The organism is Caballeronia sp. NK8 (genome assembly GCF_018408855.1).
Lineage (GTDB): Bacteria > Pseudomonadota > Gammaproteobacteria > Burkholderiales > Burkholderiaceae > Caballeronia.
On sequence record NZ_AP024326.1, the window covers coordinates 338,380 to 353,505 of the forward strand.

The 15,126-nt window shown below is 60.0% G+C and carries 14 protein-coding genes; all 14 read right to left on the bottom strand.

Annotation, left to right across the window (positions count from 1 at the left end; genetic code table 11):
* Positions 1 to 38: 38 nt before the first annotated feature.
* Positions 39 to 350, bottom strand: coding sequence for a high-potential iron-sulfur protein (locus NK8_RS34325; protein WP_213233876.1), 312 nt, complete (start codon positions 348 to 350; stop codon positions 39 to 41).
* A gap of 104 nt (positions 351 to 454) precedes the next feature.
* The gene (pntB, locus tag NK8_RS34330) at positions 455 to 1,867 is read right to left on the bottom strand and encodes a Re/Si-specific NAD(P)(+) transhydrogenase subunit beta (RefSeq protein WP_213233877.1); all 1,413 of its coding nucleotides are present in this window, start codon (positions 1,865 to 1,867) and stop codon (positions 455 to 457) included.
* A 13-nt stretch (positions 1,868 to 1,880) separates the two neighbouring features.
* Positions 1,881 to 3,482, bottom strand: coding sequence for a Re/Si-specific NAD(P)(+) transhydrogenase subunit alpha (locus NK8_RS34335; protein ID WP_062253055.1), 1,602 nt, complete (start codon positions 3,480 to 3,482; stop codon positions 1,881 to 1,883).
* 174 nt (positions 3,483 to 3,656) lie between these two features.
* Positions 3,657 to 3,953 carry an EthD family reductase gene (locus NK8_RS34340; RefSeq protein WP_213233878.1) on the bottom strand — a complete coding sequence of 99 codons (297 nt, stop codon included), beginning with the start codon at positions 3,951 to 3,953 and terminating at the stop codon, positions 3,657 to 3,659.
* Complete coding sequence (locus tag NK8_RS34345; protein ID WP_225936611.1) at positions 3,950 to 4,720, bottom strand: hypothetical protein; 771 nt, start codon at positions 4,718 to 4,720, stop codon at positions 3,950 to 3,952. Before NK8_RS34345 ends, NK8_RS34340 begins: the two co-directional genes overlap by 4 nt.
* Positions 4,721 to 4,800: 80 nt before the next feature.
* Positions 4,801 to 5,478 (bottom strand): hypothetical protein, encoded by a 678-nt coding sequence (locus NK8_RS34350; RefSeq protein ID WP_062253051.1) that lies wholly within the window; start codon positions 5,476 to 5,478, stop codon positions 4,801 to 4,803.
* A 33-nt stretch (positions 5,479 to 5,511) separates the two neighbouring features.
* Entirely contained in the window at positions 5,512 to 6,171 is a 660-nt protein-coding gene (locus NK8_RS34355; RefSeq protein ID WP_062253049.1) for a c-type cytochrome, read from the bottom strand.
* A 6-nt stretch (positions 6,172 to 6,177) separates the two neighbouring features.
* Positions 6,178 to 7,662: an FAD-dependent oxidoreductase gene (locus tag NK8_RS34360; protein ID WP_062253047.1), complete on the bottom strand. Its 1,485-nt coding sequence runs from the start codon at positions 7,660 to 7,662 to the stop codon at positions 6,178 to 6,180.
* 374 nt (positions 7,663 to 8,036) lie between these two features.
* Positions 8,037 to 8,969 (bottom strand): electron transfer flavoprotein subunit alpha/FixB family protein, encoded by a 933-nt coding sequence (locus NK8_RS34365; RefSeq protein WP_062253045.1) that lies wholly within the window; start codon positions 8,967 to 8,969, stop codon positions 8,037 to 8,039.
* Between the two features lie 19 nt (positions 8,970 to 8,988).
* Complete coding sequence (locus tag NK8_RS34370; RefSeq protein WP_062253043.1) at positions 8,989 to 9,738, bottom strand: electron transfer flavoprotein subunit beta/FixA family protein; 750 nt, start codon at positions 9,736 to 9,738, stop codon at positions 8,989 to 8,991.
* 178 nt (positions 9,739 to 9,916) lie between these two features.
* Positions 9,917 to 11,206, bottom strand: coding sequence for an acyl-CoA dehydrogenase family protein (locus NK8_RS34375; protein ID WP_213233880.1), 1,290 nt, complete (start codon positions 11,204 to 11,206; stop codon positions 9,917 to 9,919).
* 215 nt (positions 11,207 to 11,421) lie between these two features.
* A complete protein-coding gene (locus tag NK8_RS34380; protein ID WP_301549922.1) occupies positions 11,422 to 11,934 on the bottom strand; it encodes a TetR/AcrR family transcriptional regulator in 513 nt (170 codons plus the stop codon).
* A gap of 416 nt (positions 11,935 to 12,350) precedes the next feature.
* Positions 12,351 to 13,694, bottom strand: a complete 1,344-nt coding sequence (locus NK8_RS34385) for an FAD-binding oxidoreductase (RefSeq protein ID WP_213234004.1) — start codon at positions 13,692 to 13,694, stop codon at positions 12,351 to 12,353.
* Between the two features lie 178 nt (positions 13,695 to 13,872).
* Positions 13,873 to 15,114 carry a thiolase family protein gene (locus NK8_RS34390; protein WP_213233882.1) on the bottom strand — a complete coding sequence of 414 codons (1,242 nt, stop codon included), beginning with the start codon at positions 15,112 to 15,114 and terminating at the stop codon, positions 13,873 to 13,875.
* Positions 15,115 to 15,126 lie beyond the last annotated feature (12 nt).

Genomic DNA, 15,126 nt, shown 5'->3' on the forward strand with positions numbered 1-15,126 from the left:
ATCCGCGCGTCTACCGTGTAGATACAGCCTCTGGGCAATCAGGCCTTTTTGCTATAGGCATTACACCAACCCTTACCTGCGACCTGCTTACCGCCGAACATCGGACACGGAGCGGACACGTCATTCGGCCTGCCCTGATAAAACGTACAGTTACGGCAAGCCTGATCCGCTGTGTACTTCGCATACTTAAGCTTGTCGACCGTGGCCGCATCGGCCTTGTAACCGAGCGCGAGCGATGTTGGATCGGTTTCCGACGCATCGGCTGGACCAGCAAAGGCAATGCGAGACAGCGCTAGTCCCGAAGCAACGCCCGCGGTGGTGATCATAAAAGTGCGACGGGACTTCCTCATGTAAGCTCTCCATTTTGTGAAATTGGTGTGTGACCAAGGCCTGCAAAAACCTATAGTCGGTAAAACAACGTTGATTAGCAATGGGCAGGACCCAGGCGTTGCGTTCAGACTTTCAGCGCGCCGAAAATTTCGCTCAACATGGTCTTCGCGTCGCCGAACAGCATGCGATTGTTGTCCTTGTAGAAGAGCGGGTTGTCTACGCCGGCGTAGCCCGAGGCCATGCTGCGTTTCATCACGATTGAGGTTTTGGCCTTCCAGACCTCCAGCACCGGCATGCCGGCGATCGGGCTCGCCGGGTCCTCCTGCGCCGCCGGGTTCACGATGTCGTTCGCGCCGATAACCATTGACACGTCCGCCTCGCGGAAGTCAGCGTTAATCTCTTCCATCTCCATCACGATGTTGTAGGGCACCTTCGCTTCGGCCAGCAGCACGTTCATGTGGCCCGGCATGCGGCCCGCCACCGGATGAATCGCGAACCGCACGTCGACGCCCTTTTCGCGCAACAGCCTGGTGAGTTCGAACACCGTGTGCTGGGCCTGCGCGACTGCCATGCCATAGCCGGGCACGATGATTACGCTTTTCGCATCGCGCAGCAGCTCGGCGGTTTCGGCGGCGCTCACTGCCACCACCTCGCCGGCCGGCTGCGCACCGGCGCCCGCCGGTGCCGATACGCCGCTGCCGGTACCGAAGCCGCCGGCAATCACGCTGATGAAGTTGCGATTCATCGCGCGGCACATGATGTACGACAGAATCGCGCCCGACGAGCCCACCAGCGCACCGATCACGATCAGCAAGTCGTTGCTGAGCATGAAGCCGGTGGCCGCCGCCGCCCAACCCGAGTAGCTGTTGAGCATCGACACCACTACGGGCATGTCGGCGCCGCCGATCGCCATCACCATGTGCACACCGAACAGGAGCGAAATCGCCGTCATCACGAAGAGCGGCGTCATGCCGTCCTGAATCGTCCCCGCATGCAGAAACGCACGGCCGAACACGATCACCACCAGCAGCGCGGCGAGGTTCAGCCAGTGCCGTGCCGGCAGCAGCAGCGGTTTTCCGCCGATCTTGCCCGACAGCTTGCCGAACGCAATGACCGATCCCGCGAAAGTCACCGCACCGATCAGAATGCCGACATAAATCTCGACTTCGTGGATCGCCTTCTCGGCGCCGGTGAACTGCACGGAGGTGTCGATGTAGCTGGCAAAGCCCACCAGGCAGGCCGCCAGGCCCACCAGGCTGTGCATCAGCGCGACCAGTTCGGGCATCTGCGTCATCTGCACCTTCTTCGCGGCGAACAGGCCGACGGCGCCGCCGACGACCAGCGCAGCGACAACGTACGGAATGCCTGCGGCCGACACGCGCGGACCGAGTCCGGTGGCCAGCACCGCGATGAGCATGCCGATCATGCCGAGCAAGTTGCCGCGGCGCGCGGTTTCGGGATTGGCCAGTCCGCCGAGGCTCAGGATGAAGAGAATCGCCGCGCCAATATAGGAGACGGTAGTCAGGTTGGAAGTCATTGTTGTCGTCCCCTTATTTGCGGAACATCGCCAGCATGCGCCGCGTCACCGCGAAGCCGCCGAACATGTTGACGGCCGTGAGTGCCAACGCGCCCACGGCCAGGCTCAGGATCAGCCCCGACGGCCGGTCGCCTGCGCCTGCGGCCAGTTCGCCCAGCGGCGGTGCGACCTGCACCAGCGCACCGATGGCGATGATCGACGAGATCGCGTTGGTCACGCTCATCAGCGGCGTGTGCAGCGACGGCGTGACATTCCAGATCACCATGTAGCCGATGAAGCAGGCCAGTACGAACACCGTGAAGTGCGACAGGAACGTGGCCGGCGCAAACAGCCCCACCAGCAGGAACGCCAGTGCACCGATGCCGAACACGATGACCAGCGCCTTGACCGACATCGGCTCGCTGTTGCCGTGGACGTTGCTCTTTTTGGGTGCGGCCGCTGCGGGCGCGGCCGACTGAGGCTTGGGGACGACGGTCGGCTGCTTGATCGGCGGCGGCGGCCAAGTGATGTTGCCTTCCTTGATAACCGTAAGGCCGCGGATGGCATCGTCATCGAAGTCGACGTTGATCGTGCCGTCCTTGGTCTTGCACAATTCCTCGACCACGCGCAACAGGTTGTTGCCATACAACGTGGACGACTGCCGCGCCAGGCGCGAGGCGAGATCCGTATAGCCAACGATGGTCACGCCGTGACGCACCACTGCCTCGCCGGGCACGGTGAGCTCGCAGTTGCCGCCTTGCTCCGCTGCCATGTCCACGATCACGCTGCCCGGCTTCATCGACTGCACCATTTCGGCCGTGATGAGCTTCGGAGCCGGCTTGCCGGGAATCAGCGCGGTCGTGATGATGATGTCCGCGTCCCTGGCCTGCTGCGCGTACATCGCGCGCTGCGCTTGCTGGAAACCCTCGCTCATGACCTTGGCGTAGCCACCACCGCCCGAGCCTTCCTCGTCGTAGTCCACCTTGACGAATTCGCCACCCAGGGACTTGACCTGGTCGGCCACCTCGGCGCGCGTGTCGTTGGCGCGCACGATCGCACCAAGACTGGCTGCGGTGCCGATTGCAGCCAAGCCTGCTACGCCAGCGCCAGCGATGAAGACCTTGGCAGGCGGGATCTTGCCGGCGGCGGTGACCTGACCGTTCAGGAAGCGGCCGAAAGCATGTGCTGCCTCGATCACCGCACGGTAGCCGCTGATGCCAGCCATCGAGGTAAGCGCGTCCATCTTCTGCGCGCGTGACAGCGTGCGCGGCAGCGAATCGATCGCCAGCACCGTGGCCTGCTTGGCGGCCAGCTGCTGCATCAGCTCGGGGTTTTGTGCCGGCCAGACGAAACCGATCAAGATGCCGCCGTCGCGCATCAGCGCCACTTCCTCGCTGCTCGGGGCGCGCACCTTGAAAACGATATCGCTGCGAGCCCAGAGTTCGGCGGCCGAAGCCACGACCTCGGCACCGGCCGCACGGTAGGCGTCATCGTCAAAATTTCCGGCGGCGCCGGCACCGCTTTGCACAGCCACCCGAAACCCCAGCTTGAGCAATTTCTCGACTACCTCCGGTACGGTCGCGACGCGCCGTTCGCCAGTGGTTACTTCCGAAGGAATGCCAATCAGTAATGTCATAGGGAAAGTTGATTGTTCACATTGGTATCGATCATCGCAAGGAGCTTGAACCTCTGTCTCACTGAAACTTCTCCTTGCTGGATGGGGTTGCGCGCGTGGATCTCCAACGAAGTGTGCGAGGAGGTGCGATGCAGGCGCGGCGGTAATGGCGAAGTCAGGCCAGCGGCGCGATGATCAATCGTCCGCGCAGAAAATCGACGCGGCGATATTGGTGAAGTTCTTCACGTCGCCAATCACCTCGGCGGCTTTGGCGGAGGAAAGAGCCATATTGATGCTGGCCTGATCGCTGAAGCGCAGTATTGCCACGCATGCGAAGGGTTGTGGATCGGATGACGGAAACAGGACCTCGGCCGATTGAAGACCGAACTCACTCCACGCCGAGCGGACAAGCGGAGCATGGGTCGAAAGGTAATATTCGCGGTCGAACGTCGCACCTTCTGCGTTCAGGTAGGTCACCATCAGGGTAGTCATATTGAATCCTTTGTTGAGAGATGTGAGAGAGTCGCCTTATTAGCTGCGCCAGCGCCTTGAAAGCGATTTGGCATCGTCCGTGCACGGCGCAGCAACTGACCGCCAAACAACAACATCCACAGCGGCAGAACGAGCACGACCACCATCTCGCTGGAGCTCGACAGCGCCTCGAGGTCTGGAAAAAAGCCGAACAAGAAGAAGACCGCGAAGGCCCAGCCGACGATCTTCAGCAGAATCGATCCCTTCCAGCCGGCCTTTTTGAGCACGTTGGCGGCGATCAGCGTCCAGAAGAGAACGAGCGGACCCTCAATCCACCAGAGGCCGTTTTGTGTCGCATTAGCTATTGCCGTCCATACTGCCGCCGCGGCGCTTCTCGTAGCGTCGTCGCCGCCCGCGTAAAGATGGGCGAGTGGGTGAAGGGTTGCAAACTGCATGACGGCACCGGTCACGCCCACCATGACATACAACGCGACAGCCATCGCCACCATACTGCCTAGCGAGCCCAGTTCTTCGCGAAATGCGTGCACAAAGTAGCCGCCAATGACGACGAAGGGCAGATAGAACCCGAGTGTGTCGGCAACCATGCACCAGCGAAACAGCTCGCGACTATTCGGTGGCAAGGCGAGCATCGATGCGCCGTGCAGCACCATATCCGCATCCGGACCAGTTACTGCAAAAGACAATCCGACATTCGCGTACGCCAGAACGCCACCGATGATCGCGCTCCAAGCCGTGAAGCGCATTACCTTGCGCGAGGTCTGATTCATCATAATCTCCAGGAGAAACGTTTAGCGCTGCGCACATAGACTTCCAGTCGCCCGGAACTTAGCAACAGCGTCGTCTTCGCTTAATTGCGGTAAGGGGCGAGACTCTCCGCCATCAGGCTCCCGCTTTGAGCACGCTCCAGGGCGCAATAGCCGTAGTAGATGGCCGGCATGAAATAGGCCCATGTACACAGCGCTAACGTGAAAAAATTGAGCACGACGTTGGTTTCCTCGCCGGGGATTTTGTAGAAATCGTAGATACCTGCAATCGCGAACGAGGCCACTAGCGACACAACGACGCCCAGCGCCTCAAGCATGGCGCCCACGTTTAGCAATCGTTTGACGAAATAAGCGAGATAGATCGACAGGCAGATCCACATCGCAAGATAGTAGTAAGGCAAAAACCCGGAAATAAAATCTGCTCCGACTAAAACGAATGTGAGCACAAACGAAGCGGCAAACACCGCGACGTCCTGCCGAATTGACGGCTTGTAGCCGTGCGTAATCGCCAATAAGCCGGCGACGGCGATGATGGGCATGCCGAACCCTCGAGAGAACGCGTCGAAGAAGTGCGCTATCTCATAGGAAACTGCGTTACCTGTGGCAAAGAATAGGATAGCGTTCGTCGCCGAGGTGCCGACGATCCACATCTCCAGACCGAGAAGATAGTTTTTTTTCTTGACGAACTTCCAGCCATAAAAGAATGAGCTCACCGCCAGCAAAGCACTAGAGAGCATAAGAACTAAAGATCTGAGGTCCATCGCTTACTCCCAATTCCGGTTGTATCTGATTGGTCAATCTTTCTTCGGTTCAAGGCTTGCCAGATAGGTGGCAACGGCTTTGCGATCTTCAGGCGAAAAACCCATTGCAAGGTTTTTCATCACGCCTGTAGGTTCGCTGCGGGTGCCCGAAGCGAAGTGATCGAACTGCGCAAGCAGATAGTCGTACCCCTGGCCAGCCAGACGCGGAAACTGATCGTGGCCCATCAATCGAGCGCCATGACATGCGGCACAGTTGGCAGCGGCTACCAGATGCAGCCCTTTCTCGCGCAGTTGCGCATCCGGCCTGAAGTAACGATTCGCGACAGGGGGCACACCCGCGAAATATGCCGCCAGCGACTTGATCTGCGCATCGCTCATCGTCAACGCGAGAGGCGTCATATTCGGATTTCGCCGCGCCTGACCTGAGAAGTCGTGGAGTTGAGCCTCTAGGTAAGGTGCTGGTTGCCCCGCCAAGCTCGGATACCCCTGGTGGAGTGAATTGCCCTTGACGCCGTGGCAGCCCATGCAGACATCGGTTACATGTGGCCAAGCGCCACCGTCGACCAGGTAAGCGGTCGTCGAGTTAGCGATATAGCTCTGAAGCCGATAAAGACCCAGCAGATCGGAACCGAAAATGGCCAGCAACAGTACGACGGCCAAAGGAACGCAAATCAATAGGATTTTTTTCATCATCGCCTCTTACGCCCGACGCAGGGCGTTCAGGGCCTGAAGCGCGCCCTGATGTCCTGAGCGCACGGCGCCATCCATGTAGCCGGCCCAAATATTCGCAGTCTCCGTCCCCGACCAGATCAGCCTGCCGCACGACGGGCGGAGAGCCTCGCCGTGTGCACTCCAAAATCCCGGAGGAATGGCGGAAACGCAGGTTAAGGTCCAGCGATCCGCCTGGCCCCAGTCTTGATCGTGGTAGGCAACGGGAGACAGCGCTTCGTCGCCCCATGCCTGGGCGTAGAACTGCTTATGCATAGCGATCGCCGCGTCCCGTTCCGATGGCACCTTGGCGTTCTCGACGAATGCATTGATGACGCCGATCTCTGCGGCGGGCGGAGAGTTGTCATAGGCCCAGATGATTGGGCCATTAAACTGAAAAATGCTCCCGTTCATTCCCTTGTCGCGCCAGAATGGACGGCGATACACCATGGCCGTTTTCCTCGCGGGAGAATGCGCGGGCCAGGCGCGCTGCAGAGCCGCGCGCTTTTCTGGCAGCGGAGGATCGAACTGGATCTGATGACACAATGCAGGATGGATGGCCATGACGACGGTTCGCGCGCGCACTTCGCCATGGTCGGTATGCAGGGTGACGACGTCGCCATCCCATCCAGCAATCCGGCGCACCGGAGTTGACAGGCGCACCTTACTGCTCAGTTGCTGGGCCATCTTAATGCTGAGGATTTGCGAGCCGCCAATGAAACGTGTTTCCTGGGCGCTATGCTTGATGCTGTCAAGCTGCGAGTAATCGCAATCTGCGGAATTGATCATCGAAAGGAAGTGCAGCAATCCCATCTTCGCCGGGGCCGTGCCGCCCGAAAGGGTGATGCTGCCATTCCATGCCACTTGGTCTTCTGGCTTGATATTCTGTTTTTGCAGCCAGTCGCCGACAGACAGCTTGTCCAGTTCGCCGGCCATCGGAGACGTCCAGGGCGTGCCGCAAGGCACATCGCGCGCGAGTCTGCTGAGCTTTGCCCCGATCGCCTCGTCGGTGCCGAAAGTGCCTTTTAGATCGACTGTCACGCGACCGTCGCCGCCGAGAACAACTGTATTGCCATCGTAATAAGTTGGGAAGGTACCGACACCCAATTCGCGCGCAAGATCTGCGACGGCTGTCTGACCAGGACCGATCCATTGGCCGCCGACTTCCGAAACGTACCCGCCGGGAATGTTGTAGTTGAGCGTTCGCCCCCCCACACGATCACGGGCTTCCAGCACCAGAATGGACTCGCAGCCTGCTTGATGCAGATCTCGCGCGGCGGTCAGTCCAGCCAGCCCCGCTCCTATGATGGCGACGTCGAGAACGTCGTCCGCGCTTGGCGCGCTCTTGGGGACGGTCGCAAAAGACTGTCGGGCACCGACGGCGAGCGTGCCGACGGCCGCTGAGGCACCGGCATACTTAAGCCATTGCCTGCGCCCCAGGCTTTCGGCGCCTTCAGGGAACAATTTTTCTGCCATAGTGCCTCTGTCTGCGTGATGAGGTCCCGCTGTTGCGTTTCCCCGAAACTGCCCCGTTCAGGCTCCAGGCTCCATATCCGGGTCGAAATAACGTCCTGCGCATATCCTCAAAAGCCCCTTCAGAACAATTGATAAGCTTTATGCGAGACTGCGGATCTGCCGTTCCAGTGCCGTGCATATAGTCCAACATGACAAATATAGGTCGCTATACCAATCATTAAGGCGAAGAGATGCAGCGCGACTCGCAACGTTTCGCTGTCGGACGTCTCGCTAAGTACCAAAGTGCAGCGCCATAGAAAGATCTTGATCCGGGCTGGTAAGCAGGATCGGCCCGCATCCGTCCGAACATCACTGGCGCATGTCCGGACTAGCGCTCACATTGACGACACCAGCTCCGGCACGATCTGGAAAAGATCGCCCACGAGACCGTAGTCGGCCACGCTGAAAATTGGCGCTTCTTCATCCTTGTTGATTGCGACAATCACCTTTGAGTCCTTCATGCCAGCCAGGTGCTGAATCGCACCCGAGATGCCCACGGCAACGTACAGGTGCGGTGCGACGATCTTGCCGGTCTGGCCGACTTGGTAGTCGTTTGACACATATCCCGCATCCACTGCCGCACGCGAGGCGCCGAGTGCTGCGTTGAGCTTGTCGGCGAGCGGCTCCAGAATCGACGCAAAACTCTCGCTGCTGCCCAGGCCGCGGCCACCCGAAACGACGATCTTTGCGCTAGTCAGCTCCGGACGGTCGAGTTTCGTGACTTCACGGCCAACGAATTGCGAGAGGCCGCTGTCCGCTGACGCGTCGAGCCTTTCCACGACGGCATTGCCACCGTGTGTGGAATCTGCATCAAATGCCGTGGGCCGCACCGTGATGACCTTGATCGGATCCACTGACTGAACAGTTACGATCGCATTGCCCGCATAGACTGGACGCTCGAACGTGTCCGGCGAGTTCACTGCCGTGATTTCCGAGATTTGCGCGACGTCAAGCTTTGCAGCAATCCGCGGCGTAACGTTTTTGCCCGCTGCCGTGGCCGGCGCGAGAATGTGCGAATAGTTCCTCGCAATCGAAAGCACCGTCGCTTCAACGTTCTCTGCGAGGCCTACTTCGAGGTGCGGGGCATCGGCTAGCAGCACCTTCGAAACGCCCGCGATCTTCGCCGCTGAATCGGCCGCGGCCTTTGCGTTGTGACCTAAAATCAGCACGTGCACGTCGCCCCCGATCTTCTGTGCAGCGGCGACCGTGTTCAGCGTTGCAGCTCTAACCGACACGTTATCGTGTTCAGCAATAACCAGGTTCGTCATCTCTCTCGCTCCCTAACCTTCAGATAACCTTGGCTTCAGTCTTCAGCTTCTCGACGAGTGCCTTCACGTCGGCAACCTTCACACCAGCCGAGCGCGCGGGCGGCTCAGCGACCTTCAGGGTTCGCAGACGCGGCGTGACGTCCACACCAAAGTCGTCGGGCTTAACCGTCTCCAGCGGCTTCTTCTTCGCCTTCATGATGTTCGGCAGCGTGACGTAGCGCGGCTCGTTCAAACGAAGGTCGGTAGTCACAACTGCGGGCAGTTTGAGCGACAGCGTTTCCGCACCGCCATCGACTTCACGTACGACCGTGGCCTCGCCATCAGCGATGGTGATCTTCGAAGCGAAGGTCGCTTGCGGCAAGTTCGCGATCGCGGCGAGCATCTGGCCGGTCTGGTTCGAATCGTCGTCGATGGACTGCTTACCGAGGATCACGAGCTGCGGTTGCTCCTTGTCGACAAGTGCCTTGAGCAGCTTTGCCACGGCGAGCGGTTGCAGGATCTCATTCGACTCGATGAGGATCGCGCGATCCGCGCCTATCGCGAGTGCCGTCCGCAGAGTCTCCTGGACCTGCATCACCCCCGCGGACACCGCGATGATCTCCGTGGCCAAGCCGGCTTCCTTAAGACGCACCGCCTCTTCCACGGCAATTTCGTCGAATGGGTTTATCGACATCTTCACATTGGCGATATCGATACCTGTTCCGTCGGACTTCACGCCGACCTTCACATTCGCGTCCACGACCCGCTTCACCGCCACCAACACTTTCATTGCTGTTCCTCGTTTAATCCACTTGCGCTGCGTGCGCTCGTCGCGGGCACCTGAGTCGAAGCGGCGACAGTCGTTAGCACAGCAGCGAGCTGCACTGCCCTCTCATCAGCCACGTTCTGATACCTGGACCGGGGGTGCCGTGGAGCCGACGCGAAGCCAACTTGCGCCGACGGGTTGTTCACTCTTTCATCCAACCGTTCTGATAAAGCTTTCCTGCGAGCACGCCAAGACGCAACGTGAGGTGGTAATTCTCGCCGTCCTCGATCAGTGCGGACCGGACATCACGGAACAGCTTCTCGATCGGGAACTCGCGTGTGGTGCCATTACCGCCGAAGAGCTGGAACGCCTCAGTCGTAATCTTCATGGCTTCCTCCGTCACGCTGACCTTGGCCTGGGCTGTTGCGTACGGATGGCTCTTCGGAGACAGACGTGAGAATGCGAGGCTGCGTCGCGCGATCGCACGCGCCATTTCCAGCCGACGCAGCATCTCGCCCACGCGCAATTGCGTCATCTGATGGTCGATCAACAGCGCTCCGCCTTGCTTGCGTTCGTGGCAGTATCCCAGCGCGAGTTCGAACGCGGCGCGGGCCACGCCTACGAACACCTGGCACATGTGCGTGCCGGCGAACGACCATGTTGAGGCCAGGTTGCCGAGGTAATCGTCCTGCAGCGCAATTGCGAAGCGCTTGGGCACCTTCACGTTGTCGAAGTAGATTTCGCCCTGCGGCAGTGAGCGCTGGCCAATCTTGTCGAGCGGTTTGCCTCGGGAGACACCTGGCAAATCAAGCGGAAGAATCATGCCGATTCCGTTCGTGAACGCACTTCGTTCCCCGCTTCCATAGAAGCCATCGCCATAATCCGCCGCCATGTACGCGAGCGCCACCTGAGCGACCGAGCCGTTGGAGATCCATGCGGAACTTTGACCGTTGATGACGATTTCATCCGCGACTACCTTCGCGGTAAGGTTACCCAACGGCTGCTTGCCGATCGCGCTGATCTCGTCGCGATAGAGAATCGCGGCATCGGTGCCGCGGTCAGGCTGGGTATTCATCCAACAACCAATCTTGCCGGCGCACATATCGATCAGCTCCTGGTTGCCGACCGATTGCGCCATCATCAGCGGGGCTGGCGCCACGCCGATCGAAACAGCAAGCCCTGCATCACCCCAACCGAGCTCTTCGCCAATCAGCGATTCGATGCGCACCGCCATGTCCGGCGGAAGCTGCGCGAGCAACTGCGGATCAAGGCCAAGCTTCGCGCTCTCCATCATGGCGGTCCAGTACGGCGAGCCGGGTGCGATCACTTCCTCCGGCGTCATTCGATCGAGTTCGCGGCCGACGGGCCTCAACACATCGCGTGCGAAACGGTGAACCGTGTCCTGGATCGCACGTTCTTCCTCGCCCAACGGGGTTTCGAAGCCGGTCAATCCAGCCAGCGGCAATCCTACGGACTTGTGTAGTCGAATCATTCCGATATTCCTCCTGTCCAGGATGCAACTCGACCAGACTGCCTGGCAGTCTGGTCACCTCAATTGTAGATATAAATACCAAACATAGGTCACGATACAAATTACAACATGGAAAAAAAAGACGGGTATTCCCTGTCCTTCTTATCCGGATCGCGACTAAATGTTTCTTCTATGGCCTGTTCACGCTTCCAGCCAGCCCTAAACAATCTTCGCGTCTATCGCGTTTCCCCAACCAAGGTATGCGCGATCTCGAACAACTTCGCCTCGAACTTTCGCATGTACGCCCGGCTACTGCGCACGGTGCCCAGATGGAAGGTCACGCCGTCGAGCATGGAAATGAGCAGCACTGCGATGTGCGCGCTCTCGGCGGCTCCACGTGCCGGATTTGCGGCATGAATGAGATCAGCAACTTGACTTGTCAAGGTGTCGTACCAGTCGTTGCGCATTTGCGCGCACTCGGGGTCAGTAGACGCAAACGAAAAGAAATGCCACCACAGCGAGATGTACTCTGAGTCCTTGGCGTCCTGCACCGACTGATGGAGAATGGCGTCGATCGTCGCACGCGGCGAAGCATTGCTTTGGAGCGCCCGCTTCAACGCATCGAAATATGTGTCGATCGCGGGTAGCATGACCGCCCGCAGGACGGCAGAGCGTGTTGGGAAGTAATACTGGAGGTTGCTGACACTGATTCCCGCACGCAAAGCAACGGCGCGCAGCGAGAACGCCATGGGCCCACTCTCGAGCAAAAGCTTCCTTGCCGCACGGATGATGGCATTGCGCGTACGTAAGCCTTGGGCGCGCAGGCCATCAGCGGGATGTCCCAAGGAAGAGGCTGCGCCCGATGCGCGCCGCTTACGGGGACTGGGCTCTTTTCGCACTGTCATCGCTTTCCCTCCCGAGTGAGGTGTACGCCCCCGCCGGGGCCGTAATGCAGTCACGATTGCGCCCAAGGTACACATGGCTTCGAGCACATCGGGACGTACCTCCGTCCGCATAGTGCGTGCGCCGCAACGTCCGATCGCACTCCTCCTGACCTCGGTTCGTTTTTCCGGTCATCGCGCCTCTCACCCTCTGCGTTCAACAAGACAGATTCGAAACGTGGTCGATACGTATCCACTGCAAGCGTCTCGTCACGCAACGCCGGTTACGACATTCGCGCCTGCGCAGCGCGAACCTTGCTGTTCACACGCTCGTCGAGCGCGTTCACCACACCCAGCGCCCCCGTCATGACGCACCATCGCAGGGGCTCAGGCAGCATCGATGGCGTCTTGTGATCTAGCGCCGAAAGCAGCGGATTGTCGGTGCCGCGAATCCGCCCTGCAATCATGCTTCCGACCATCGATTGCGAGGCCACGCCGTGGCCGGAGCATCCGGCGCTGTAGAAGATGTTCTGATGCGACCCAATGGTCCCGACAACGGGTAGCGCATCATTGGCCAGGCTGATGTAGCCGCTCCAGCATGCCCGCAGCGCGACGCCCTTGAGTGAGGGAAAGCGGTCATGCAGGGCCGTGCGCAGCTCGCGGTATGACTCGTAGTCGGGCACGTTCGGTGTTTTGGAGCCGTACGGATAATGGATTCGCTTCGTCGTGACCACGAGCGTGTTGTTCACGGTCAAGCGATGGCTTTCCATGGTCCAGTGTGCCGTCACGATCCCTTCGCGTCGTGGCCAGCCTAAGGCCTTGCGCTGAGGCTCGGAGAGCGGCCTAGTCTCGATCGCCGAGACCCGCAACGGTACGACTTTGTCTGCAAGCAGGCCGAGTTGCGGCGTATAGGCGTTGGTGGCCAGCATCATAGCCGGTGCGCTTGCACTTCCGCGCGGTGTTTGCACCTTGATGACAGACCCTTCCGTGTAGGACAGCAGCGGCGTATTCTCGAAAATCCTCACGCCTGCCCGAAGCGCTGCGCGCCTGAGCCCCATCACATACTTGCCGGGGTGAAGCGTGCCGCCGCGCGACACGTAGTTGCCAAACAGAAACGCGGGCGGAATGCCGCGTGCACGCATCTCAGCCTGATCGAGAAATTCCGACTGACAGCCCAATTCGGCGCCGGTTCGCATGCTTTCGCGCACCTTATCTTCCTGCGAGGGATCGATGCCCGCACGGATAATGCCCGTCTGATTGTAGTCGCAGTCGATCTCGTACTCTTTCAGCTTGCCCTCCACGAAGGGGACCGCGTCCTCGTAGTAGCGAACGATCTCTTTCCCTTTCTCGTTGCCTATGTTCTTGAGAAAGAGATCATATTCGAGCCCGAGTGCGCCGGCCAGATAACCCGCGTTGCGTCCGCTTGCACCAAAGCCCGCAAACTCGCGCTCGAGCACGACCACGTTCGCGCCGTGCTTGACGAGTTCAAGCGCCGCCGATAGCCCGGCAAAACCCGCGCCGATGATGACCACATCCGCATTCACGTCGCCCACGAGTTCTGGTTGCAAGTCGTCTGGCCTTTCCACCCAGACTCCAAGCGCGCGGTATTTCTCCATGTCAGAGGCCATTCTGGCTTCTTCCACTGGACTACCTGATTCATTGCTCGAGCATTGTGTAGCCGCCACTGCCGGCGCCACTACGGCTGCCGCCGCCGCACCCTTGAGGAACGTGCGGCGGTTCACTGCAGAACGAGAGTCAGCTTGCTGTTCTGCCTGTGTTTCCGTCGTCTCACTCATAACTACTCCATCAAATCTTGCTTAGAATGTGGACCGCGAGCGCGGCTTCCTCGACACCCTGAAAGCCGCCGCCGTTTTCCTGAATCGCGTGACGCGCGCCGGGAACCTGCCGCGGGCCCGCTTCTCCACGCAGTTGAGTAACCAGTTCATAGAGCTGACCGATTCCCGTCGCACCCAACGGGTGGCCTTTCGATTCGAGGCCGCCGGACGTGTTGATGGGGATGCGGCCGCCGAGCGTGAACTCGCCGCGCTCGGCAGCGGGTCCGCCCTCGCCGAACGGTACGAGCCCGAGATTTTCGGCCTGGATGATTTCGCCCATCGCTGAGGCGTCGTGCACCTCCGCCACATCCACGTCCTCTGGACCGAGTCCCGCCTGGTCGTATGCCTGAAGTGCCGCGAGGCGGCCGATGTTCTTCTCTGGCTCGTCGATACGTCGATGCGTGAAGCTGCGGATCACGCTCGCCGCAATCCTGACGCACCGGCGACGGTCGGCGCCGATGCGTCGCAAGCCCTCCTCGGTACACACGATCGCCGCCGCCGCGCCGTCCGAAACCGGCGCACACATGGGCAGCGTGATCGGATACGTGATCGGCGGTGCGGCGAGCACTTCGTCGATGGTGAATGGCTGTCGGAACTGCGAATACGGGTTGTGCACCGAATGCAGGTGATTTTTCGCCGAAACCGCAGCGATCTGCCGTTGCGTGGTTCCGTAAGTCTTCATGTGATACCTGCACAGCGCGGCATAGACCGACATGAAGCGGCTATACGGCCGGTCGGACTCCGACCCGGGTGGCGGCTCGATGCCTTCGCCGAGCCTCATCAGACTGGCGAAGTTCTCGTCGACGCGCGACACATCCCAGCCCGCCCCGAACAAGGCGAATGACTTCGCCTTGTCCGGGACGTTCATCTTCTCTGCGCCGAGCGCGAGAACTACATCGCAGGCACCCGACCGAAGCGCCTGGGCCGCGAGATGCACCGCGGTGCTCCCGGATGCGCAGGCGTTTTCGACGTTGTAGACCGGGATGCCTTCAATCCCGATCTTGCTGAACACGATCTGCCCCGGAATGGACAGTTGGCCCTGCAGCGGCCCGTTGGTGATGCCAGCATAGAAAGCCGCGCCGATCGCCGCGGCATCGCAACCCGCATCCTTCAATGCGCCGCGTAGCGCTTCGCCCGCGAGATCGTCGATGCTGCGCTCGCAGTGACGGCCAAACATGGTCATCGCAATGCCCGCGATGTAAATGTCGCTCATGGTGTTTTTCTC